This window comes from Lysinibacillus alkalisoli (genome assembly GCF_014643595.1).
Classification (GTDB): domain Bacteria; phylum Bacillota; class Bacilli; order Bacillales_A; family Planococcaceae; genus Metalysinibacillus; species Metalysinibacillus alkalisoli.
In genome coordinates, this window is sequence record NZ_BMJT01000005.1 from 217502 (window position 1) to 241824 (window position 24323).

The window sequence follows — 24323 nt, forward strand, 5'->3', positions numbered from 1 at the left end:
GGACGGAGGAGAAACAATGGCTAAACAAATGCCTGATATAGGCGATTACAAGTATGGATTCCATGATAAGGACGTGTCAGTATTCCGTTCAAAACGTGGGCTTACTGAAGAAATTGTCCGTGAGATTTCTAACATGAAAGAAGAGCCAGAGTGGATGTTAAACTATCGCTTAAAAGCGTTAGAAACATTCTATGCAAAACCTATGCCACAGTGGGGTGGCGATTTAAATTCCCTAGACTTTGATGAAATTACGTATTACGTAAAGCCATCAGAAGCTACACAGCGTTCATGGGATGAAGTACCTGAAGAAATCAAAGCTACATTTGATAAATTAGGTATTCCAGAAGCAGAACAAAAATACCTTGCAGGTGTTTCTGCACAATATGAGTCTGAAGTTGTTTATCATAACATGAAAGAAGATTTAGAGGATATGGGTATCGTCTTCAAAGATACTGACTCAGCACTTCGTGAAAATGAAGATATCTTCAAGCAGTATTGGGGTACCGTTATTCCTTCTACAGATAATAAGTTTGCTGCACTAAACTCAGCTGTATGGTCAGGTGGCTCATTTATTTATGTACCACCAGGTGTTAAAGTAGAGACACCTTTACAAGCCTACTTCCGTATTAACTCGGAAAATATGGGGCAATTTGAGCGTACGTTAATTATTGTAGATGAAGGTGCAAGTGTTCACTATGTAGAGGGCTGTACAGCACCAGTATATACAACAAACTCACTGCACTCAGCAGTAGTAGAAATTATCGTTAAAAAGGATGCCTACTGCCGTTATACAACGATTCAAAACTGGGCGAACAACGTATATAATCTTGTTACAAAACGTACAGTAGTTGAAGAGAATGGTACGATGGAATGGGTTGATGGTAACATTGGCTCTAAATTAACAATGAAATATCCTGCATGTATTTTAAAAGGTGAAGGCGCACGCGGTATGACACTTTCAATTGCACTTGCAGGCAATGGTCAACATCAAGATGCAGGCGCTAAAATGATTCACTTAGCACCAAATACATCTTCAACAATCGTATCAAAATCAATCTCACACCATGGTGGTAAAGTTTCTTATCGTGGTATCGTACGCTTTGGCCCTAAAGCAAAAGGTGCACGTGCAAACATTGAGTGTGATACATTGATTATGGATAACGAGTCAACTTCTGATACGATTCCGTACAACGAAATTTTAAACGATGACGTGTCATTAGAGCACGAAGCAAAAGTTTCAAAAGTTTCAGAAGAGCAATTATTCTATTTAATGAGCCGAGGTATTTCAGAGCAAGAAGCTACCGAAATGATCGTAATGGGCTTCATTGAACCATTCACAAAAGAACTACCAATGGAATACGCTGTCGAAATGAACCGCCTAATCAACTACGAGATGGAAGGTTCAATCGGTTAATCAGTTTCAAAGCACCCAAAACATTGTTTTGGGTGCTTTTTTGGTATGTGGCTTAAGAGGGAGTGGGATTTATCATCAGTAGTAACATACTTTTATATTTATTATTGTTAAGCTTTAGGATAAACGAGAAACTCAATTTTTTTCCATAGGCTTTCGATAGGGCCACGTTTAAAGAAGCGGAGCCAAATACTAGAGCCGATGATTAAGAAAGTGCTAATACTAAGCCAAGCTATTGCTGTTAAATAGTCATGCGCTAATGGTGCTAAACCAATGCCCCAACTATAAAATAAAATAGAAGCTATTATATTTTGCCCAATATAACAAGTTAAAGCCATTTTACCAACATTACTAAGCCCTTTTTGCAAATGTTTAGCAAATGAGGTGCGACTCCAAATGAAGATGACGCCTAAATAAAAAATAGAAACAAAGGGAGCAATCACGTAACGGTCTAGCCTGGCAAGCTCATCAATAAATTGTGAAGCAATTAGTAATGGGATACCAATAAATAACCCTACAAATAATAATCTTCTTTGTATCCTTCTTGCTTTTTGATCATTGCCAATCAAGCCAGATTGTACAAGTAAGGCACCTAATAAAAATAAAGCTAAATTCATAGGAAGAATCATAATGGCTTCGCTTCGATTTTCCCAAAAGTATTCTAATCGCAATTGCACTTGTGCCCAGTAAGGTGTAGTATCTGTCATAAAAGTATCATCACGGAATCTTAGTAACTCTTCTTCTGTGAATTCACGCTCGTTATGTAGTTCATCATAAATAGCATCATCAGAAGAAAAGAAGGTAGAGCCGCCAAGTTGTCCATATACATGAATGCTTAATGCTAATAATAATACAATGATGATGCATTTCTTTGACCGTGTAATAATGATTGACGCTAAAATCCCTACGAGAGAGTAACTCATTAACACATCAAATTCAAAGACAAAAATAAAATGTAATAAACCATCAACAAATAAAATCAGCATGGACCACCAATAAATACGATACCAAGGCAAGCCTCGTTTTTGTAAACTATTGTACTTGAGTTGCATACCAATACCAAACATTAACGTCAGTAGTCCAAGAAATTTTCCATTCGTTAGGATTGTAAAAGCTTGTGAAATCCATGTGTTATCCATGGACATTGTAAAAATCCAAATATTTGTGCCTAATGTGCCTAAAATAGCTACACCGCGCGCAATATCTAATGTAGTAAATCGATCCATATATTAACTCCTTAAGATGCAGGTAGTATCATGGTAAAACTAGCACCACCGCTTTTTGTGTTTTTCGCAAGGAGTTCGCCATTATGAAGCTCAACAATCTCTTTAGTTAAAGCCAAACCAATCCCCATATTACCTTTAGCTCCTTTATAAAAGCGCTCAAAAATATGAGGTAAATCTTTAGCTGCGATGCCATCGCCGTCATCTGAAACGATAATTTGTACATGTTGTATGGAGGTTTGAATGTCAATAAAAATTTGGTGATATGCATAAGTTAATGCATTGCGTAATAAATTAGATAGTGCTTTATATAATTGCTTTTCATCTCCAATAATAACAGGTGATTTTATAGCAGCGTTCATACGAATATGGATGTTGTTTTTTTTCGTTAACCATTCTAATGAACGCAGTACATCAAATACTAACTCATTAACATCTACACGCTCCTGATTTAATTGTAGCTGCCCACTATTTAACTTAGCTAAAAATAATAATTCTTCAATTAACTCCGACATATTTTGACTTTCTTTCATAATGACTTGTGCCGCTTGTGGATGATTTGGCAAAATATCCGTTTCAATCCCCTCAGCATAACCTTGGATTGCCATGATGGGCGTTTGTAATTCATGTGAGATATTTTGAAAGAATTGCTGTGTTTTTTCTTCCGCATTTTCAATTTTTTTGCCTAAATAGATGCCGACAAGAATAGCCAATGCGGTAAAGATGATTAATACAGTCAAAAAGATGATGTTAAGTGTTTTAGCAAGTGTTGTTAAGGCAGAAACATTCACATATAATACAATATTTTCGCTCGTTGGTATAAGATCCTGAGCAACTGTAATTTGTGCAAGGTAAAATTTTTCACCATGTATTGTTGTGGAGATAATATCGTCATCTAATAAAGGCTGTTGTTGCATGTATTGGATAAGGCGTTTTTCTCGCTCTGTATAATAGGGAAATGACAACATATCCTCTTCTAAAAACAGTGTATTTACTTGCATGGAGCGTGTTTCTTCTATATCAATATCCTCATCAGTAGCCGTTTGGAAAAATATAATTTCTTCTTGTAAAGCTTTTTTTGCCTCATGTTCAATAAAGTTTGTCATAGCAAAATTAAACACAATAATGAAGGAGACAAGCGCTAAAAAAAGCAATGAGAGTATACCGAGCACAATTTGTCTTTTCACTATGCCTCACTTCCTCTAGCGATTAGTTTATAACCAAAGCCCCAAATAGAAGAAATCGAAGCGGTGCTGTTCACTGCTAATAATTTTTTACGTATTCGTCGAATGGTCTCATCTGTTACACGTGTCTCTACTTCAGCTGTAAAGCCCCAGACTTCTTGTAATAATGTTTCACGATGAATCGCCTTATTCGCATGTTGCATAAAGTAGACAAGCACTTGCAATTCGGTCATCGTTAACGTAATCGGCTGCTGTTGGCATAATACAACCATTGCTTCTGCATCATAAATAAGGTCAAAAGTCTGTATAGATTGGGCTAGTCTCGTTTGTTTAGAAGCAGCTTGCTCCATTTCTACACGTCGTAGTAAAGCTTTAACACGCATTAATAAAATTGTAGGACGAAAAGGTTTTGTTAAATAATCATCGCTTCCCAATGTAATCCCACGTACAAAATCAAGTTCACTCTCTTTAGCAGTCAATATAATAATCGGCACTGTTGATTTGTCTCGAATACGCTCACAAATAGTTAGTCCATCAGTACCTGGCATCATAATATCTAAAATAACAAGGTCACAAGTTTGTCGCTGGAAAGCTTGCCATAAATCATCACCATTTGTAAACGCTTGTACATGATAGTGAGCAGCAGTTAAAAATGAAACGAGTACTTCTCTGATTGATTGGTCATCTTCGGCAATATAAATGGTTGCAGACATGATAAAAACTCCATTCATTAAAAGTTTATAGTTAATAGCATAGAAAGAGAATGAAGGAATGTATGGCGAAAACCTAATGATTATGAAGTATATAAAATTATCGCCATCAAAATCTCCATATGTATGTAAAAGAAGTGTCACAAAAAAAACAATAAAAACCAGAATATTCGAGCTGTTTATATAGGAGAATTAACATTCCTCAATAGTGAGACAGCTATGTATCCTTTACAATAAGCAAGTATAGATAAGGAGGAGTAAATAATGAAAAAGCAATGGCTATTATGGATGATGACATTAGTAGTATTATTAGTCATCGCCCCGACAGTACAAGCAACAGAGCGAGACATTAACTATACCGCTTTAGGTGATTCGTTAGCAGAGGGTATGAACGAACAAGGCAAAATAGGTAAAGGTTATGCAGACTTTATTGCCGCATTTTTACAACAAGAAGGTACACTTAATACCTTCACAAAAGAATTTGCTCATTCAGGCTACACATCCTCACAAGTTTTAGCAGATCTTGTGCAAGATGTGACAGGAACAAAACAAAGCATTACAACAACATTAGGACAATCTCAAATGGTTACTCTTAGTGTAGGGGCTAATGATTTATTTGAGACATTACGTCACTTACAAGTAGACATGAGTAAAGGGATTCCAAATGAGGCATTACCACAGGTTATGCAAACCATTCAACAAATGACGATTAACATCAAAGCGATTGTTCAAGAGATTGAACGTATTAATCCTGACGCACAAATTTACGTAATGGGTTATTATAATCCGTTCCCTTATGTCGAGTCGATTAAGCCGCAAATCGAGCCAATGATTGAACAAATGGATGTTGTAGTGCAACAAGCTTTACAAGGCACATCTGCTGTATTTGTGCCTGTTAATGAGCAAATTGCCTCAAATTATCCCAATTACTTGCCAAACCCTGAAAATGTCCATTTAAGTGAAGCAGGTTATGAGTTAGTTGCTCAACACATGTTAGAAGCCATGACAAATAACAATCAGCGTTTCAATGATATTGCTTCACACTGGGCTAAGCCATACATTGAACAAGCTGCAACATTAGGGTTAATTAAAGGATATGATGATGGTACGTATCGTCCGAATAAAGGGTTAACACGTGCTCAAACCGCTATTATTCTTGCGCGTGCCTTACAAGTAAAGGCGACATCAACAGCCCCGTTTACGGATATTCAACAACTTGCGCCTGAAACACAGCACATGATTCATGCTGTTTATGGAGCGGGGATTGTTCAAGGTAAAGAAGGCAAGTTTAGACCAAATGATAACGTTACGAGAAGCCAGTTTGCTTTAATGATTCATCGTAGTTATACCGCTCTTACAGGTAACGTTTATAAAGCTCAGCAGCCAGCCCCCTTTACGGACTTAACAAATACATCACAAGAAGTAAAAGAGGCTGTAGCTATGTTAGCCGAATTAGGCATTGCTGAAGGCAATAACAATCAATATCAACCATCAGCAACAGTAACACGTGCACATGCAGCAAAAATGATAACTAAAGCTGTTACTATTTTAATGCAGCACAATACTAACAAGCATTTAAAATAGGCAGATGTTTAGTTTATGCAATACAAAAGTGGTCTAATCCTCTATTTTAGTAAGTGTGATGAGACCATAGTGAGAAGAAGTGTGAGGGTTTGTATAAAACTGCCCTTGCATTTCTTTTTTATTGTCTTTGACAATGAGGTCAATAAAACCATCGTTACGTTTCACAGGCAATGCAGCGTTTTGACTTTCAAAGATTTGAAAAGCGATACTGACACGTGTACCTAACGGAAAATTAGTTTGCATAGCTGTAGCATAGCTTACCGCAATATATGTACGTTCATGATATTCAAAGCGTATTTTATTCCAGTTTTGTTTAATATGCAGCGTGACCGGATAAGTTTCACCGGTTTTCTCTTCGATGCGTGTACCTTGCCATTGCCCGCTTAAATGAGGTGTTTTCACTAACCCGATTTTATGCAACCCTTGTTTTTTCCATAAAACAAGCGCAAAAATACGCGTAAATAATAAAAAAATAGTAAATGACGTAATAGGAATAGTAATGGGAGAAAAGGGTAATTGTTTTAATAACGCACTAAATAAACTAGCTGTAGCAATCGCTAATAACGATAAATAAAATAAAATTTTATTTCTTTTTGCATCAATACTGTACTCATGCATGGCATTCACCTCATCGTTATTTTACATGTTTTGCATAAATATTGCTAAAAAATAACCGATTTGAAAAACCTGAATATTTCGTTAAAAATAATTTTATAAATACATAGCAAAAAATAATATTGTACTTTTTTGCTATGTATTTAATTGTAAATTGAAATAGAGTAGTGAAATAGAATGTTTTATTACAATAAAAACATTTAGAAAAAACCTATAAATAAAGCGTTTTCAAACATAAAATTAAAGATAGTTCTTATAGCAATAAAATGAAAAAGAATAAAGCGTCTGCTCAAAGGATACATAAAAATAACATTTAAAAAGCAAATTATGTATGTTTTTAGCAATAAAATTAATGTCAGAAAGTTATTAATTTTAAGATTACATTGAAAGTACTTATCAGTTAGTGGCGATTGTAATATAATAAAAACATCTTAAAATGAAACATAGATTAATCGTTTTAAGAATAATAGATAAAAAGAAGAAAAGGAGGGAGCCATTATGTCGAAATATACAGAAGAAGAAATTGTACAATCGGTACCCCAAAAAGGTTTCTTTGGACACCCTAGAGGTCTTATGACATTATTCTTTACAGAATTCTGGGAGCGTTTCTCTTACTATGGTATGCGAGCTATTTTACTTTACTATATGTATACTTCAGTTAAAGACGGTGGTTTAGGGATTGATAATGGTACAGCTAAGTCTGTTTTAGCTATTTATGGATCACTCGTTTATATGTCAGGGATTATTGGTGGTTGGTTAGCTGATCGAATTTTAGGTAAGCAAAAGTCCATATTCTATGGTGGTATTTTGATTATGTTCGGTCATATTGTCTTAGCATTACCAATGGGAGCTACGGCACTCTTTGTCTCAATGGCTTTAATTATTATTGGTACAGGTTTATTAAAACCAAACGCATCAAGTGTTGTAGGGGATATGTACAGCCCACAAGATATGCGTCGTGACTCAGGCTTTAGTTTATTCTATATGGGGATCAACTTAGGGGCGTTCATTTCACCATTAATCGTTGGTGCATTGAGTACTTCTTATAATTATCATGTTGGTTTTGGTACGGCTGCTGTTGGTATGTTTATTGGTTTAATTGTGTACTGGGTGACAGCTAAAAAGAATTTAGCATTAGCAGGTTTAGAACCTCAAAACCCACTTTCTGCAACCGAAAAGAAAGCATACACAAAATACTTTACCATCGGGGCAATTGTACTTCTTGTATTAGGCTTCATCAGTATTAAATTTGGTTGGTTAACAATCAATAGCTTTATTATGTTAGTGAGTTTATTAGGTATTGTTATTCCAACAATTTACTTCATTGTGATGTATCGTAGCCCTAAGACAGATAAAGTAGAGCAATCTCGCTTATTAGCGTATATTCCTCTATTTATTACAGCTGTAGTGTTCTGGGCGATTTATGAGCAAAGTTCAACAACATTAGCTGAATATGCAGATAAACGTACAAACCTTGATATTTTTGGTTTTACCATTAATCCTGCATGGTTCCAGTCTTTACCTGCCTTATTTGTTATCACACTAGCGCCATTATTCGCACTATTGTGGATGAAGCTTGGCAGTCGTCAACCATCAACACCTAAAAAATTCGCATTTGGTTTAATGTTTGCTGGTTTCTCATTCTTAATTATGTTAGTACCAGCTTTAACATCAGGACCAAATGAACTAGTAAGCCCTATTTGGTTAACATTATGTTTCTTATTTGCTGTTATTGGAGAATTGATGTTATCACCTGTTGGCTTATCAGCTACAACAAAATTAGCACCAAAAGCTTTCTCAGCACAAACGATGAGCTTATGGTTCTTATCAAATGCAGCGGCTCAGGCTTTAAACGCACAGATTGTTCGTTTTTACAATCCAGGTAATGAAGCCATGTACTTTGGTATTTTAGGTGGGATTGCGGTCCTATTAAGTTTAGTATTATTAATGTTCTCAAAAGTGGTAGAACGATTAATGCAAGGCGTACAATAATAACAAGCGATGTATTCCAATTGAGGGATATATCGCTTTTTTATTATAAGAATGCTTTGTTATCAGCTTTTGTAGCACAATATCTTTGAAACTTAATGCAATTATCGTTACACTTACGATAATTAATAAAAAGGGGTGGACAGCATATGAAAGCATTACAAACAGTTTATGTAAATGAATTTACTAACGGAATACTCGACCCAAATGAAAAAATGCAATATGTCGTTAAGGATGGGGGGCATATTATTGCAAATACAGCACCTGGTTGTTGGGGGCCAATGATTACACCTGCTTTGAAAGGTGGCCATGAAGTAACGAAACCTGTGTATGTAGAAGGGGCAGAGGTGGGGGATGCTATTGCGATTTATATTGAATCCATCGGTGTGACATCTATGGTAACAGCATCAGGTAATGATGAGCCAATAGAAGGTTATTTTAATGGCGACCCCTTTGTAGCAGCTAAATGTCCAAAGTGTGATGAGGTAAATCCTGAAACAGTGGTAAAAGGCGTTGGAGAAGAGGCAATACGTTGTAAAAAATGTGATACGCCAATCATGCCTTTTACATTAACACATGCCTATACGATGGCATTCGATTCTAAACGTAAGTTAGGCATTACATTACCTAAAAAACAAGCTAAGGAAGTAGCGAAAAAGGCGCGTTACTTTATGGCAACGCCTGAAAACGCCATTCAAAATCCTATTGTACATTTAGCACCAAGTGATATGCCAGGCACATTGGCTCGTTTACGTCCTTTTTTAGGACAATTAGGTACAACTCCAGCTCGTGCATTCCCTGATTCACATAATGCAGGTGATTTTGGACAAGCGTTAATAAATGCGCCTCATGATTATGCTATGACAGAAGCACAATTAGAAGATCGTACAGATGGCCATATGGATATTAATCGTGTGCGAGAAGGTGCGATTTTAATTTGCCCTGTTAAAGTTGAGGGTGGCGGGGTATATTTAGGTGATATGCATGCGATGCAAGGTGATGGTGAGATAGCAGGGCATACAACAGATGTTGCAGGTATTGTAAAATTGCGTGTTGACGTATTAAAAGACGTTACAATACAAGGCCCTCTCTTACTGCCTGTCGCAGAAGATTTACCTTATTTAGCAAAGCCCTTTACGAAAGAAGAATTGGAGATTGCTAAACAACTAGTAGATAGCAGTAACGTGACACAAGTTGAAGATATGTTACCGATCTCCTTTATTGGTACAGGCGCAAACTTAAATATAGCGACAGACAACGGATTAGAAAGAGCTGCAACATTTTTTGATGTGACTGTACCTGAAATTAAAAATCGTGCTACGATTAATGGTTCGATTGAGATTGGGCGTCATCCTGGTGTTGTAACGGTAACCTTCTTAGCACCAGTGCGTTATTTAGAAGCTAAGAAACTAGGACAAATCGTTAAAACACATTATTTACTATAATATTGTTTCACCTTAAACATATGGGTCAAGCTCACACTTGATGCATATGTTTTTATTTTGTGTATTGTGTATGAAGTGAGAAATTATTATAATCATTCTGTTAAACAGAAAGAAGGGGATGACTTGCATAAGAAAGAACTTAAACTATTTTCATTAACATGGCCTATATTTTTAGAAATCTTTTTATTTATGTTGATGGGGATTGCAGACACCATTATGTTGAGTCGAGTATCGGATGATGCAGTAGCAGGTGTAGGAGCGGCTAATCAATATGTGCAAATTGCTATTCTTGTATTAGAAGTAGTAGGTATTGGCGCAAGTGTTGTTGTGAGCCAATATATTGGCAGTAAGCGATACAAGGAAGCAACTAAAATCGCGGCATTAGCTATCACACTCAACACGATTAATGGAATAGGCATTAGCATTATCTTTATTCTATTTAGTAAATACATGATGACTTTTATGAATTTACAAGGAGAGGTATTGGCGCATGCCACCACTTATTTAGCCATTGTGGGGGGCGCTATATTTTTACAAGGTGTGATTAATGCCATTGCAGCCATAATACGCGTATATGGATACACTAAAGAAACGATGTTTGTGTCGCTAGGTATGAATGTTTTTCACGTAGCATTAAATTATATTTTAATTTTTGGTAATTTAGGTGCGCCAAAGTTAGGTGTAACAGGTGCAGCAATTTCTTCTGTTACAAGTCGAGGGTTAGCCTTAATCGTATTCTTTATTTTACTGTATCGTTTATTAGATGATCGCATGGAGTGGCGCGATTATTTTACATGGCATCAAGTGTATATTAAGAAAATTTTACAAGTAGGGATACCAGCTGCCTTTGAGCAAGTCATTTATCAAGGTTGTCAAATTGTTTTTGTTTACTATGTTACATACGTAGGGGCCACTTCACTAGCAGCTAGACAATATGCCATGAACATTTCAATGTTTACGTACTTATTTGCTATCGCGATTGGCATGAGTACAGCTATATTAGTAGGGCGTCTCGTCGGTGCAGGTAATAAAGATCAAGCATATAAAACTTTGTGGCGTAGCGTGCGTTATGCCGTGGTATTTACCTTAGTTGCTGTAGTGATTGTGACAACATACCGTTATCCATTTATGCGCTTTTTTACAACAAACGAAGAGATCATAGAAATTGGCGCCAGTGTATTAGCGCTCGCTATTATTCTTGAGACAGGTAGAACAATGAATATTACCATTATTGCTTCGTTAAGGGCATCCGGTGATGCAAGATTTCCTGTTATGATGGCTGTCATTTCTATGTTGGGTATTAGTTTGCCATTAGGCTATTACTTTGTTTTTATCCTAGATTTAGGCTTAGTTGGTATATGGTTAGCCATTAGTGTGGATGAATGGATTAGAGCTATCATGATGACATGGCGCTGGAAGTCACGTGTATGGGAGCGTTATGCATTAGTTGAGCCAGATAAAACAAAAGGCACAAAATAAATATAATATTAGACCTAATAAATGGAAAAGAGATAACGATGTAAGTATCTCTTTTTTTATTTTAATAATAATTGTAAAAATCAAGTATTAAGGATATAAAAAAGTAAAAAAATAGCGAAATATAACAAAGTTGGTGAGTGAAAATAAAATTTTTTATTTGATATATTTCAATAATATCAATAGTTGAATTATTCAACTAAAATGAATATAATGCAGTAATACCTTTAGAAGAATAAGTAAATATCATTATAGGTAAGAAAATAATACTATTCAGAAAATTAAGATTAGTATTTATTTTATAAAAAAACTAGTTGACGATTTCAACTAGTTTGCATTAAATTAAACTTTATAAATCGAAAGGGATGCTTTATGACAAATCAACAACACATTAATCAGATTAAACAATTTAACCGTTTTTACACAAGAGTTATGGGGATTTTTAAAGATAAGAGTGAATACACAGCTACGGAAGCGATGGTATTATACGAAATCAAAAATAAGGAGAGATGTACAGCAGCTTATTTAACTGAATATTTCGATTTGGATAAAAGTACAATAAGTAAAGTGATTAAAAAGCTGACAAACAAGAAACTACTAGGAAAAAGCATAGCAGAGGAAGACAAACGTATGCATATTTTGCATTTAACGTTTTTAGGGGAAGAAGTTTTGAATCAGTTGTTAGCGAGAGCGAGCAACGTTGTTGATCAAGTAATTAAGCCTATTCCAGAAGATGAGATGAAAAAGCTACTACAAGCAATGTCACAAATTGAGGAGATTCTTCAAAAAAATATTAAAATCGAAGGGGATTAAGGTATGAAAAAATTAGCCGTTCTTTTAGTTTTAATGGTAATGGCATTAGTAGGGTGTACAAAAGGGACATCTGAAAGCGGAGGAGACACAGCGCCACAAGGGGAAAGTAAAGATAAAGTCATTATTGGTTTTGAAGCGGATGCAGGTACATTAATGGCAAATACAGATGTAAACTATGCGACAGATGCACAAATTCGTAATATTTATGACCCGTTAATTGGACGTGATGCAGATACGGGCGAATATATCCCAGTGTTGGCTGAGAGTTGGGCGTCTGTGGACGAGCATACATGGCGTATTAAGTTGAAAGATAATGTGAAATTCCACAATGACAAAATGTTTAATGCAGAAGCTGTGAAATTTAGTATTGATTATATGTTAGATGAGAAAAATAATTCATTTTATCGCTCGCGTTGGGAGAATATTAAAGAAGTAAAAGTATTATCTGATACAGAAGTAGAGATTACAACGAAAGAGCCTTTCCCAGGCTTGATTGAACGCATTACTGTTGACTTATTAATTATGGAGCCAAGCTATGTAAAAGAAGTTGGTAATGAAGAGGCAGGTAAAAAGCCTATAGGAACAGGTGCTTATAAGTTTGAAGAATGGTCACGAGATAATTACTTAAAACTTGTAGCATTTGATGATTATTGGCAAGGTGCACCTAAGATTAAAGCTATAGAGTTCCGTTACATTCCAGAATTTAGTTCTCGTTTATCAACATTTTTAAGTGGTGAAATTGATTTATTTAAAAATGTTCCTGTAGATTCGGTAGAGAAAGTAAAGGCAGGAGATAACGCAAAAATTGAAGAAGTAGCCTCTTCTCGTATTAACTATTTAGCTTTAAACACATTTTACGATGGCCCATTGCAAGATGTTAAAGTACGTCAAGCCATCAATTATGCTGTAAATGTAGATGAGTTATTAGAAAGCGTATTAAACGGACATGGTACAAAAATGACAGGTCCATTATCGCAGTTGAATATGAATTATACAGAAACAAAAGACTATGGCTATAACGAAGAAAAAGCCGTTGCGCTCTTAAAAGAAGCAGGCTATAAGCCGGAAGACATTATATTAACATTAGATACACCGAGCGGTCGTTATCCTATGGATGTACAAATTGCTCAAGGGATTGCTGCTCAATTACAACGTGTAGGTATTAAAGTAGACGTTAAAGTGAATGAGTGGGGCACACATTTAGAGAAAATACGTAATCGAGAGATGGGAGATATGTATATCTTAGGATGGGGCCCAGCATTTGAACCACAGTCAACGGTTGTTGATTTATTTACAAAAGAAGCGCCATATAGCGGTTTTTATGATGAAGCAGTACAAGCTAAAATCTTTAAAACAGTAGAGACGTTTGATGACGACGAACGCCGCGAAGGTTATAACGAGCTACAACATACTTTAGTAGAACAAGCGTCATGGGTACCATTATGGCAACAAGCAGACTTATATGCAGTAAAGAAAGATTTAAACTTTAAACCACGTGTAGACGAAGAAATTAGTGCCTTTTATATGTCATGGAAGTAATGTAACACAAGTCATAGCACATATGGAGGGATGATATGCTTGATTTTGTTATTAAACGCTTAGCGCAAGTTGTTATTGTGGTATTTTTAGCATTGACAGTCGTATTTTTCCTCATACGTTTATCAGGAGATCCGGTGGCCTTATTTTTGCCACCAGATACTTCCCGTGAGCAGATTGAGGAGTATCGCGAAGTATTAGGTTTTAACCGCCCGTTGTATGAGCAATATGGCGAATTTATGGGTAATGCTGTGAAGGGTGATTTTGGCACTTCATTAAAAACGAATGAAGATGCATTAACGATGGTATTAGAGCGTTTACCTGCAACTGTACAATTAGCCATAGCTTCTCTTATTATTGCTTTAGTAGTTGCAATACCTGTGGGTGTCTTGGCTGCCTACAAGAAAAATTCGGTTTTTGATAAATTTGCTGTAGGTGTCACGATCGTAGGACAAGCTATGCCAAGCTTTTGGCTAGGTTTGTTATTGATCTACTTCTTTGCTGTTCAAATGAACTGGTTGCCATCGGGAGGTAGTGGCAGCCCCATTCATTTACTACTGCCAAGTTTAACATTGGCTACCTATAGTATTGCTAGGTTTACAAGATTTACTCGCTCCACCATGTTAGATGTGTTACGAATGGATTATATTCGTACAGCTAAAGCATCAGGCGCAACAACTTTTAGTTTAGTTTCAAAATATGCTTTGAAAAATTCGCTTATTCCAATTATTACGTTAGTGGCATTAGATCTAGGCACACTTTTAGGTGGCGCTGTTGTTGTCGAAATGATCTTTGCATGGCCAGGCATTGGTCGCTTATTAATGCAATCATTATTAAATCGTGATTTCCCTATTGTGATGGCGGGTGTATTTATCATTGCATTTATTTATGCCATGATTAATTTCATTGCAGACATTGTTTATGCCTATGTTAATCCACAAATACGAGTGAAGTAGGTGAAGAAATGGTTCAGAAAACAATCGAAATACCAGTGGAGACAAGTAAAAAAGAAACAAAATTTCAATATTTCTTCCGCTCACTCTTTAAAAGTTGGACAGGAATAGTAGGCTTTGTCATTATTTTATTATTAATTGCTATCAGTTTGTTTGGTGAGATTATGGTACCCTATGACCCTTTGGCAGCTGACTTTACTAAAAAGTTATTGCCACCTATGACAGAGGGGCATGTGTTAGGAACAGATCAATTAGGTAGAGATGTGTTATCTCGTATTATCGTTGGTGCACGAATATCAGTTGTAATTGGTGTGATCACTGTGCTATTAGCGGGTACAGTTGGCACAGTAGTAGGTATTATTTCAGGTTATTTTAGAGGTTGGGTAGATGTTGTTTTAATGCGTATTGTAGATGTGCAATTAAGTTTTCCATTTATTTTACTTGTACTTGTGATCAACGCGATTATGGGAACAGGCTTAAAAAATATTATTATTTCATTAGCGATTGGTGGTTGGGTAGTATTTGCAAGGGTAATCCGTGGTGAAGTATTAGCGTTACGAGAAAAAGAATTTGTCGCAGCGAGTATTGCAACAGGTGTTACAAAGTTTGGTGTGCTATTTAAACATATTTTACCTAATTTAATTACGCCTATCACCGTATTAGCGTCACTGCAAATTGCCACGTATATTATTGCAGAGGCTTCTGTAAGTTTTCTAGGATTTGGTGTACAACCGCCAACACCAGCTTGGGGCAATATGTTAAGTGAAGGTAAAGACTATATTTTAAGCTCATGGTGGTTAATCACATTTCCAGGTTTAGCGATTTTAGTTACAACATTAGGCGTTAACTTATTTGGCGATTGGTTGCGTGACACATTAGACCCTGAGTCAACAGAATAACGGAGGTGCTACGATGGAAACCGTACTAACAGTAAAAGACCTCAATATCCAATTTACAAAAGATGGTGAAGTAACAAAACCCATTCGCGGTGTTACCTTCCATGTGAATAAAAGTGAAATATTAGGAATTGTTGGCGAGTCAGGCTGTGGCAAAAGCGTAACTACAAAAGCTGTGATGGGGCTGTTACCTAAAAAATCTAGTCAGATTACACAAGGTGAGATTTTACTAGGTGAACAAAGAATTGACCAGTTATCTGATAAAGAAATGCAACATATTAGAGGGAATACAATCTCTATGATTTTTCAAGAGCCAATGACATCCTTAAACCCTGTATTTACCATAGGTCAACAATTAAGTGAACCTTTAAAACGCCATCAAAAGATGCCAAAGAAAGAAAGAAGAACGACAATTATTAACGCATTACGTTCAGTAGGTATTCCAAGAGCAGATGAGATCATTGATGAATATCCACACCAATTATCTGGTGGTATGAGGCAGCGTGTGATGATTACTTTAGCTTTACTTTGTAACCCTGATATATTAATTGCAGATGAGCCAACAACAGCGCTCGATGTGACGATACAAGCACAAATTTTACGTTTATTAAAAGCGTTACGTCAAGAGCGTGAGATGAGTATTGTTATGATTACTCATGACCTTGGCGTTGTAGCAGAGCTTTGTGACCGAGTGATTGTGATGTATGCAGGAAATGTGGTGGAGGAAGCATTAATTAATGATTTATTTGACGAGCCTTTGCATCCTTATACACAAGGGCTAATTCGCTCATTACCCAATAATAATGAGCGCAAGTCACGTCTATATTCTATCGAAGGGAATGTACCTAAAGTAACAGAGCAAATGCTAGGTTGCGCCTTTGCCAATCGATGTGAGTTCGCAACAGAAAAGTGCGTAAACTCAGCACCACCAACAGTAGTAAACGGTAATCATAAAGTGAGATGTTGGTTGTTAACAGAAGATGGGGTGATGGCATGACGCAAGAGATAATTTTATCTGTCAAAAATTTAAAAACCTATTATGAAATTAAACAAGGTATGTTCAAGCCCAATAAAGTCATTAAAGCAGTAGATGATGTGAGCTTTGATGTGTATAAAGGCGAAACTTTGGCTTTGGTCGGCGAGTCAGGCTGTGGCAAGTCTACTATAGGGCGCACTATTTTAAATTTAACGCAAGCTACTTCAGGTGAGGTGCTCTTTAACGATAAGGACTTAACCACATTAAACTTTAATGAGATGCGCTCTTTACGCCATCGACTACAAATGATTTTTCAAGACCCTTACGCATCCTTAAACCCTAAAAAGACGATTTTACAAATAGTAATGGAGCCCTTAAAAGTTCATGATAAATATAAACCGCAAGAGCGTTTACAAAAAATTATCGAAATATTGGAAATTGTCGGATTATCGGAGTATCACTTAGAGCGTTATCCTCATGAATTTTCAGGAGGACAAAGACAACGCATAGGCATTGCTAGAGCAGTGATTTTGCACCCAGATTTTATCGTAGCGGATGAACCTGTTTCTGCGCTCGACGTCTCCGTCCAATCACAAGTCATTAATTTAATGTTAGATGTACAAAAACAACTAGGCTTAACGTATTTATTCATATCACATGATTTAAGTGTAGTACAGCATATGACAGACCGTGTAGCAGTGATGTATTTAGGGCGTATTGTCGAGATTGCTACTACAGAAGAATTATTTGATAATCCTAAACATCCTTATACGAAAGCTTTATTATCAGCTGTACCCATCAGTCATCCACAAGAAAAAAGTAATCGTATCTTGCTGACAGGAGACGTACCTAGTCCAGCTAATCCACCAACAGGCTGCACCTTCCATCCGAGATGTGAATTTGCAACCGAATTATGCCAACAACAATCACCAAGTGCCACCCATTTTTCAGCAAGCCATCAAGTACATTGTCATTTATATCAAGAAGGAGCGAATGAATTATGTTATTAGCGATTCCAACAAATGAATTTAAAGAGAGACAGCAAAATTTCGCACGTATTATTGCAGAGAGAGGTTGTGACTCTGCTGTTATTTATGCAGTAGCCGACATCTTTTATTTAACAGGATTTCATTTTTATCCGACAGAGCGTCCTATTATATTATTTGTAGATAAACAGCAGAAGTACTATTTATATGTGCCATCATTAGAGCGAGAGCATGCAGAAGAATATGCTGTAATTGATGGTGTCTATGACTATCTTGAATATCCAAGTTTGACGCACCCCATGATAACATTTGCAGCCGTGTTAAAGCAACATCACTTTGAAGGGCAAACAGTAGGTTGTGATGCAGCGGGGTATGGTTCATCAATGGGCTATCGAGGGCCAGCATTAGCAGAAGTATTGACTGCGAACTATGTGTCAGTAAAGCATATTATTGAAGAGATGCGCTTTGTAAAATCACCTAATGAGATTGAGTTGATTAAAGAGTCGTGTCGTTGGGGGAATTTGGCGCATCGTTTATTACAGAAGTATACAAAAGTAGGTTATAGTGAAATTGAAGTGACAAGTCGTGCTTCAGCGGAAGCGACATTAGCTATGATTGAAACGTTAGGTCAAGATTATAAACCACATGGCGACGTGGGAGCACATGCTATTTTTAGAGGTCAAATTGGTCCTGAATCTGCTTTTCCACATGCTGTAACACAAAATATTATGTTGCAACAAGGTGACACACTTGTGACAGGAGCAGGCGCTACTGTTTTTGGCTACCATAGTGAATTAGAGCGTACTATGTTTGTTAATGAAGTATCAAAAGATCAAGAGAAATATTTCCAGTATATGTACGAAGCGCAAGATGTCGCTTTTGATAATTTAAAACCAGGTGTGACATGTAGTGAAGTGGAACAAGCCGTGCAAAACTATTTCAAAGAACAAGGTATTCAACATTTAACGCGCCATCATACAGGGCATAATATTGGTATTTTAGGCCATGAAGCGCCATTTTTAGATGTAGGTGACCATACAGTCATTGAACCAGGTATGGTCTTTACGATTGAACCAGGTATTTATGTGCCAGGTTTAGGTGGTTTCCGTCATTCTGACACAGTTGTCATTACAGAGGATGGCATGGAGATGTTAACCTATTATCCAAGAGATTTAGCATCTCTCATTTGTTAATAAAAGCATAAGGGCATAGCCAAAAAGAAGTACTGTTAAAAAATTTAGCAGTGCTTTTTTTTGGGTAGAAAAGTATGTTTGTACGATTATCTCGTCTATAATTAGCGCATTTTATGGATTTTATTTAACGTAATTAAAGAATAAAAGTTGAAAAAGAAACATATGTTCGTTATTATATAATATAAGGCGTGAGACAATGTTAAATTTACCTCGGAAAATAGAATTTTTAAGGTCGCAAATTGAAGTCACACAACGTCAATAGATTACATTTATCGGTGAATGTAAAAACGACACGAGTCGCAAGTGAATTTGATGTTACACCGTTTCAAGAGGCTAGATTTTTCGCACGTATTATTTTATTAGGATTGTTATTAATAATGAGGTGATAAAATGAATAACGAACTGATTTTAACCATGCAAACACTAATTCAACAATTACAAACATCAAATAAAAGAGAAGCCGCAAGTTTCTTTTACGAGAAACTTGTAGACTATCAACATGCTCAAGACATTACAATATTAATTGATGTGTTATCTAAGTTTAGAGCTATTGCTCATTTTGACGATTTTAACCAACAAGAACAACAATTATTAACACAAGTAGTACAGCAAGTTATGACGGCACAAATCAGTGCCTCTTAAATCGTAATAGATGCTAATCTGGCATATTTCCTTGTGGAGATATGTCATTTTTATTGGATAGAGATATAGTGAGTTGCTTTTTTAAAAAGACAGTGAAATAATGACGTATTGTATGAGTAGATTAAGGAGGATGTTATGAGAGCTAAGTGGAGAATTATCATATTAATTATGGTTAGCTTAATAACGACAATCGGTACATATTATAATGAAGCGCTATATGACAAACCAATTGCTAAAATAGTACACACGAAAATAACAGCACAAGAAGAAGTTCACGATCGTGGGGGCAATAAGGATACGATTTATGAGCAACAAATGGAGGCAATTGTATTAAATGGCACAGCTAAAAACACAAGAGTGACATTAACAAATGAGTTTTCGGAATCAGGTGCATTTGATACATCGTATCGCAATAATCAGCGAGTTTTTATTGCATTTGATGATGACAGTGAAACAACAGCACATATTGTTAATCAAAAGCGAGATTATGCTATCGTATTATTAGGCTGGTTATTTATTGCTACATTATTGATTGTAGGCACAAAAAAAGGATTGCTAGCTCTGATTAGTTTTAGTTGTAATATTACGGTATTGCTTATTGGGCTAGAGTTATATAGTAGATTTGACCACTTGAGTTTGCTTATTGTAAGCGCAGTAATTGTCCTATTATTTACTTTAATATCACTATTGTTTGTGAATGGCTGTAATGCTAAAACATATACAGCTGTGATTGCTACATTGATAGGGACAGGGACAACAATGGCCATTGCCTTTGTTGTCATGTTGTTAACAAAAGAGAACGGGTTACATTATGAGGAGATGCAATTTTTAACGAGACCATATCAAACGGTCTTTTTAGCAGGGTTATTAATTGGTTCTTTAGGTGCAGTAATGGATGTTGCGATTACGTTAGCTTCATCGTTATTTGCTTTACAAGAGCGTAACCCTAAAATGACCTTAATTGAATTGAAAAAATCAGGTCGTGTGATTGGACAGGATATTATGGGTACAATCACTAATATTTTATTTTTTGCTTATGTTAGCGGTGCAATCCCTATGCTGTTATTGTACTTTAAAAATGGATTGCCCTTTGGCTACACATTATCTATGAATTTATCTTTAGAAATTGCACGTGCTTTAGTAGGTGGGATTGGGGTTGTATTGACAATCCCTATTACGATTCATGTGTCATTATGGTTTATGACGAGAAGGCAGGTGAGCGCATGAATATGTTAGTAGTGCTTGCGATTATTTTATTGATCTTAATGTATCAAGTAGGTGGGAAAAATGGGATACGTTCTTTCATCTCGCTATTTTTAAACTTTATAGTCGTATTAGTTGTGGTATTTTTCATGTTAGATACAAATACGAATATTTTAATATTAACATTGGTAGCTGTAGTGCTAATTAGTAGCATTAATTTATTTTATATTAATGGGATGAATCAAAAAACATTAACGGCATTTGCTGCAACGCTGCTTACAATTAGTATATTATTAACATTAATTTATGTAGTTTCGCAACAAATGGCCATTCATGGTTTTAGTGAGGAAGAAACAGAAGAGCTAGTGCCCTATAGTTTATATATTGGCGTAGACTTTTTACAAGTGAGTGCAGCAGTGATTGTATTAACGACGATTGGTGCAATTGTCGATGTTGCTATTTCGATTACTTCTTCAATGCATGAGTTTTTTGAGCAAAATCATAAGATGACTAAACAGCAGTTATATCAATCTGGTGTCGCTATAGGTAGAGATATTTTAGGTACGGATACGAATACATTATTTTTTGCCTTTTTTGGCGGTTATTTAGGTTTATTAATTTGGTTTAAAGATTTATCTTATTCTTTTGGAGAGATTGTCAATGCAAAAGTATTTGGTGCAGAAATGGTTACGATTTTTTGTTCAGGAATAGGAATAGCCCTTATTATTCCTATAGCTGCAGCTTTAAGTAGTGTAACTTTACAAGTGAAACATAAAAAATCTAAGCCTTCTTTGTGAGGCTTAGATTTTTTTATCCTGTCAACATTGTTGCTTTACTTGTATCATAATTTTTGTGACATAATTTTCTTCCCCTGTAACAGAGACTTCATCAACGACAAATTCTTCATAACTATTGCCACATATCACATATTTTTCAGCATGTATCCACGCTTTCAATTGTTTATAAGTATCATGGATATTGCGAAAACTCCCTTGATGGTAGCCAACAGCAAAACAGCCTGCCTCTCGAATATGGAGCGCTGTTAACGTCGTAGTAGGTTTAGCAATCCTCATGTAAAAGTGTGCATAATTCCAATAATCCGCTCTACTTAATTGTGCAGGTTTAATAAGTCCACCAATAGGATGACCAATATCCAAACTTTTTTTACGTGTATAACGAATGAAAGCCATAATATGTTTAGCGAAGGCTTTGTCTGAACAATTTAAAATGTTTTCACTTAATACATAATATTCCTCAGGTAGTTGCTCGATAGAGAAGGTAGAGAAATCAAGATGCAAAGAAGCCTCAATTTGTAATCGTTTATTTTCAATAATTTGCACTGTGCGCTGCATATTAGCAATCTTCTCGTGCATAGCTTGTTGTTTTTCAGTGAGCAACTCAATTGCTTCTTCGGGTGATTTAAAATGCAGAAAGTCTTTTATTTCGTAAAGAGACATGCCAATATCTTTCAACATATCAATAACGCTAAAAAGTTCCGTTTGTTGAATGCCATAGTAACGATAACCATTCGCATTTTTGTGTTCAGGTTTTAATAAACCAATGGCATCATAATGAAAGAGGGTTTGCTTTTTGACACCACAAGCTTGTGCAAACTCTCCTGTAGTAAACCACTTTTTTGTTTGCTCCATAAACATGCCAACCTTTCTTTTTAAAATGGTAAACCATTATGATAAAGCATACGTAATATCTTATAAAAAATCACTTTTTTTGCAAGAAATTTTTGAGAAAGGGGAGACGTTGAGTCGGAATTTGCGCTATGATAGGGAGGGGGTGAAAAAATGATTCGGATTGGTTTAACAGGCTTTAGTGACCATCCCATTTTGCAATCATCAGCAACTAAAGCAAGTGCAAAATTACTTGATTATAGCGGTCATTTTCCGATTGTAGAGATTGATAGTGCCTTTTACGCAATTCCTCGTAAAGAGGTGGTTGAGCGTTGGGTTGAAGATACACCACATACTTTTCAGTTTATTGTAAAGGCTTACCAAGCTATGACAGGACATCAACGTAAAGAAGACTGGACTTTTACCTCAATTGAAGAAATCTTTCGAACATTTGAAGCTAGTATTTCACCTATGCAAGAAGCAGGTAAGTTATTTGCGGTATTATTTCAATTCCCGCCTTGGTATGATTGTGTGCCAAAAAATAAAGCATATATTAAAAAAATACGTACACGCCTAGCCCATCTACCCATTGCAATTGAGTTTCGGAACCAAACTTGGTTTAGTGCTAAAAATGAGCAAGCGACATTGGCGTTCTTGCAAGAACAATCCTTAATACATGTGATTTGTGATGAGCCACAAGTAGGGGCAGGTAGTGTACCTTTTGTGCCAAAAGCCACGCACCATAAGGTGATGTTTCGTTTACATGGTCGTAATGTTCATGGTTGGCGCAATATAGGTAATGCAGAGCATTGGCGTAAGGTGCGTTTTCTTTATAATTATAATGAGGACGAGTTACAACAATTTATAAATGAAATACGTAAATTTGAAGACCATCATGATATTGCGGTTACCTTTAATAATAATTCTGCACATGATGCCGCACCAAATGCAAAAAAACTACAGCAATTATTAGCCATCAAATATGAGGGCTTAGCACCAAGACAATTAGATTTCTTTAAGGGAGATTGGTAATAATGGCTTTTGCATTAATTTTTATTATTGGCTTAACCTCTGGCATTATTGGTGCACTTGTAGGTTTAGGTGGCGGTGTTATTCTAGTGCCTGCAACATTATTTGTAGGCATTACTTTGGGATTAATTCCTGATATTACACCCCAAAAGGTTGTAGGGCTATCTGTAATTATGATGATATTTGTAGGGCTAGCCTCTACATTAAGTTATATGAAAGCAAAGACGGTAGATTACCAAAGTGGGTTTATCTTTTTTGCAGGCAGTATTCCAGGTACCATTTTAGGTGCGTATGTGAATAAAGGATTGGACTTGCCCTCTTTTAACTTATATTTTGGTATTTTACTTATTATTTTAGCAACGATTTTAATTGTAAGAGATAAGCTAAAACCTGTAAAATGGTTTGTAGCACATGGTAAGAAAAGAACATTTATTGATCCAGAAGGTAAAGAATATGTATACGGATTTCCGATTTGGTTTGCGTTAATGCTAACATTTGCGATTGGATTTGCTTCTGGCTTATTTGGTATTGGCGGTGGGTCAATGATTGTGCCAGCCATGATTATCCTGTTTTTGTTCCCACCACATGTTGCAGTAGCCACATCGATGTTTATGGTATTTTTGTCAGCCATCGTTAATTCAGCTAGCCATATTTATTTAGGGAATGTGCCTTGGCTATATACGATACCTGTTATTCCAGGCGCTTATTTAGGTGCTAAATTAGGAGCACGTATTAATAAGAAAATTAAATCAGATACGTTAGTACTCATCTTGCGTATTATTTTATTACTACTGGGAATACGTTCTATTATTGAAGGGCTTTTAGGTTAAGGAG

At 36.1% G+C, this 24323-nt stretch carries 22 protein-coding genes; 17 read left to right on the forward strand and 5 right to left on the reverse strand.

Annotated elements, in window-relative coordinates:
* Positions 1-16 precede the first annotated feature (16 nt).
* Positions 17-1414 (forward strand): Fe-S cluster assembly protein SufB, encoded by a 1398-nt coding sequence (gene sufB / locus IEW44_RS09255; protein ID WP_188614763.1) that lies wholly within the window; start codon positions 17-19, stop codon positions 1412-1414.
* Positions 1415-1521: 107 nt separating this feature from the next.
* Here sufB and IEW44_RS09260 read toward each other — a convergent pair whose 3' ends face one another.
* The 3 genes from IEW44_RS09260 to IEW44_RS09270 are packed head-to-tail and all read right to left on the reverse strand — an operon-like array spanning position 1522 to position 4531.
* The gene (locus tag IEW44_RS09260) at positions 1522-2637 is read right to left on the reverse strand and encodes a DUF418 domain-containing protein (RefSeq protein WP_188614764.1); all 1116 of its coding nucleotides are present in this window, start codon (positions 2635-2637) and stop codon (positions 1522-1524) included.
* Between the two features lie 11 nt (positions 2638-2648).
* The gene (locus IEW44_RS09265; protein WP_188614765.1) at positions 2649-3821 is read right to left on the reverse strand and encodes a sensor histidine kinase; all 1173 of its coding nucleotides are present in this window, start codon (positions 3819-3821) and stop codon (positions 2649-2651) included.
* The gene (locus IEW44_RS09270; RefSeq protein WP_188614766.1) at positions 3821-4531 is read right to left on the reverse strand and encodes a response regulator transcription factor; all 711 of its coding nucleotides are present in this window, start codon (positions 4529-4531) and stop codon (positions 3821-3823) included. The genes IEW44_RS09265 and IEW44_RS09270 overlap by 1 nt, the downstream gene beginning before the upstream one ends.
* A 261-nt stretch (positions 4532-4792) precedes the next feature.
* Here IEW44_RS09270 and IEW44_RS09275 point away from each other — a divergent pair, with 261 nt between their 5' ends.
* Positions 4793-6112: an S-layer homology domain-containing protein gene (locus IEW44_RS09275; RefSeq protein WP_188614767.1), complete on the forward strand. Its 1320-nt coding sequence runs from the start codon at positions 4793-4795 to the stop codon at positions 6110-6112.
* Positions 6113-6145: 33 nt separating this feature from the next.
* On the opposite strand, the gene IEW44_RS09280 is transcribed toward IEW44_RS09275, so the two are convergent.
* On the reverse strand, positions 6146-6730 hold the full coding sequence (locus tag IEW44_RS09280; RefSeq protein WP_188614768.1) for a Cap15 family cyclic dinucleotide receptor domain-containing protein: 585 nt from the start codon (positions 6728-6730) through the stop codon (positions 6146-6148).
* Between the two features lie 495 nt (positions 6731-7225).
* On the opposite strand from IEW44_RS09280, the gene IEW44_RS09285 reads away from it, so the two are divergent.
* The 13 genes from IEW44_RS09285 to IEW44_RS09345 all read left to right on the forward strand — a co-directional run bounded on the left by IEW44_RS09285 (position 7226) and on the right by IEW44_RS09345 (position 21632).
* Positions 7226-8719: a peptide MFS transporter gene (locus tag IEW44_RS09285; RefSeq protein ID WP_188614769.1), complete on the forward strand. Its 1494-nt coding sequence runs from the start codon at positions 7226-7228 to the stop codon at positions 8717-8719.
* Between the two features lie 146 nt (positions 8720-8865).
* On the forward strand, positions 8866-10161 hold the full coding sequence (locus tag IEW44_RS09290) for an acetamidase/formamidase family protein (protein WP_188614770.1): 1296 nt from the start codon (positions 8866-8868) through the stop codon (positions 10159-10161).
* Positions 10162-10284: 123 nt separating this feature from the next.
* Positions 10285-11640, forward strand: a complete 1356-nt coding sequence (locus IEW44_RS09295; protein ID WP_229704207.1) for an MATE family efflux transporter — start codon at positions 10285-10287, stop codon at positions 11638-11640.
* A 369-nt stretch (positions 11641-12009) separates the two neighbouring features.
* Complete coding sequence (locus tag IEW44_RS09300) at positions 12010-12450, forward strand: MarR family winged helix-turn-helix transcriptional regulator (protein ID WP_188614771.1); 441 nt, start codon at positions 12010-12012, stop codon at positions 12448-12450.
* 3 nt (positions 12451-12453) lie between these two features.
* On the forward strand, positions 12454-13989 hold the full coding sequence (locus tag IEW44_RS09305) for an ABC transporter substrate-binding protein (RefSeq protein ID WP_188614772.1): 1536 nt from the start codon (positions 12454-12456) through the stop codon (positions 13987-13989).
* Between the two features lie 35 nt (positions 13990-14024).
* Positions 14025-14942, forward strand: a complete 918-nt coding sequence (locus tag IEW44_RS09310) for an ABC transporter permease (protein WP_188614773.1) — start codon at positions 14025-14027, stop codon at positions 14940-14942.
* A gap of 8 nt (positions 14943-14950) precedes the next feature.
* Positions 14951-15838, forward strand: a complete 888-nt coding sequence (locus tag IEW44_RS09315) for an ABC transporter permease (protein ID WP_188614774.1) — start codon at positions 14951-14953, stop codon at positions 15836-15838.
* A gap of 13 nt (positions 15839-15851) precedes the next feature.
* On the forward strand, positions 15852-16832 hold the full coding sequence (locus tag IEW44_RS09320) for an ABC transporter ATP-binding protein (RefSeq protein WP_188614775.1): 981 nt from the start codon (positions 15852-15854) through the stop codon (positions 16830-16832).
* Complete coding sequence (locus IEW44_RS09325; RefSeq protein WP_188614776.1) at positions 16829-17821, forward strand: ABC transporter ATP-binding protein; 993 nt, start codon at positions 16829-16831, stop codon at positions 17819-17821. Before IEW44_RS09320 ends, IEW44_RS09325 begins: the two co-directional genes overlap by 4 nt.
* Positions 17812-18990, forward strand: coding sequence for a M24 family metallopeptidase (locus tag IEW44_RS09330; RefSeq protein WP_188614777.1), 1179 nt, complete (start codon positions 17812-17814; stop codon positions 18988-18990). The genes IEW44_RS09325 and IEW44_RS09330 overlap by 10 nt, the downstream gene beginning before the upstream one ends.
* A 390-nt stretch (positions 18991-19380) precedes the next feature.
* The gene (locus tag IEW44_RS09335; RefSeq protein WP_188614778.1) at positions 19381-19632 is read left to right on the forward strand and encodes a hypothetical protein; all 252 of its coding nucleotides are present in this window, start codon (positions 19381-19383) and stop codon (positions 19630-19632) included.
* A 135-nt stretch (positions 19633-19767) separates the two neighbouring features.
* Positions 19768-20859 carry a YibE/F family protein gene (locus tag IEW44_RS09340; protein WP_188614779.1) on the forward strand — a complete coding sequence of 364 codons (1092 nt, stop codon included), beginning with the start codon at positions 19768-19770 and terminating at the stop codon, positions 20857-20859.
* The gene (locus tag IEW44_RS09345) at positions 20856-21632 is read left to right on the forward strand and encodes a YibE/F family protein (protein ID WP_188614780.1); all 777 of its coding nucleotides are present in this window, start codon (positions 20856-20858) and stop codon (positions 21630-21632) included. Before IEW44_RS09340 ends, IEW44_RS09345 begins: the two co-directional genes overlap by 4 nt.
* 21 nt (positions 21633-21653) lie before the next feature.
* On the opposite strand, the gene IEW44_RS09350 is transcribed toward IEW44_RS09345, so the two are convergent.
* The gene (locus IEW44_RS09350) at positions 21654-22484 is read right to left on the reverse strand and encodes a MerR family transcriptional regulator (protein ID WP_188614781.1); all 831 of its coding nucleotides are present in this window, start codon (positions 22482-22484) and stop codon (positions 21654-21656) included.
* A gap of 150 nt (positions 22485-22634) precedes the next feature.
* Between IEW44_RS09350 and IEW44_RS09355 the strand changes: the two genes are divergently transcribed.
* Together IEW44_RS09355 and IEW44_RS09360 are read left to right on the forward strand one after the other, a co-directional pair.
* A complete protein-coding gene (locus IEW44_RS09355; RefSeq protein ID WP_188614782.1) occupies positions 22635-23492 on the forward strand; it encodes a DUF72 domain-containing protein in 858 nt (285 codons plus the stop codon).
* Between the two features lie 2 nt (positions 23493-23494).
* A complete protein-coding gene (locus IEW44_RS09360) occupies positions 23495-24319 on the forward strand; it encodes a sulfite exporter TauE/SafE family protein (protein WP_188614783.1) in 825 nt (274 codons plus the stop codon).
* The last annotated feature ends 4 nt before the right edge of the window (positions 24320-24323 follow it).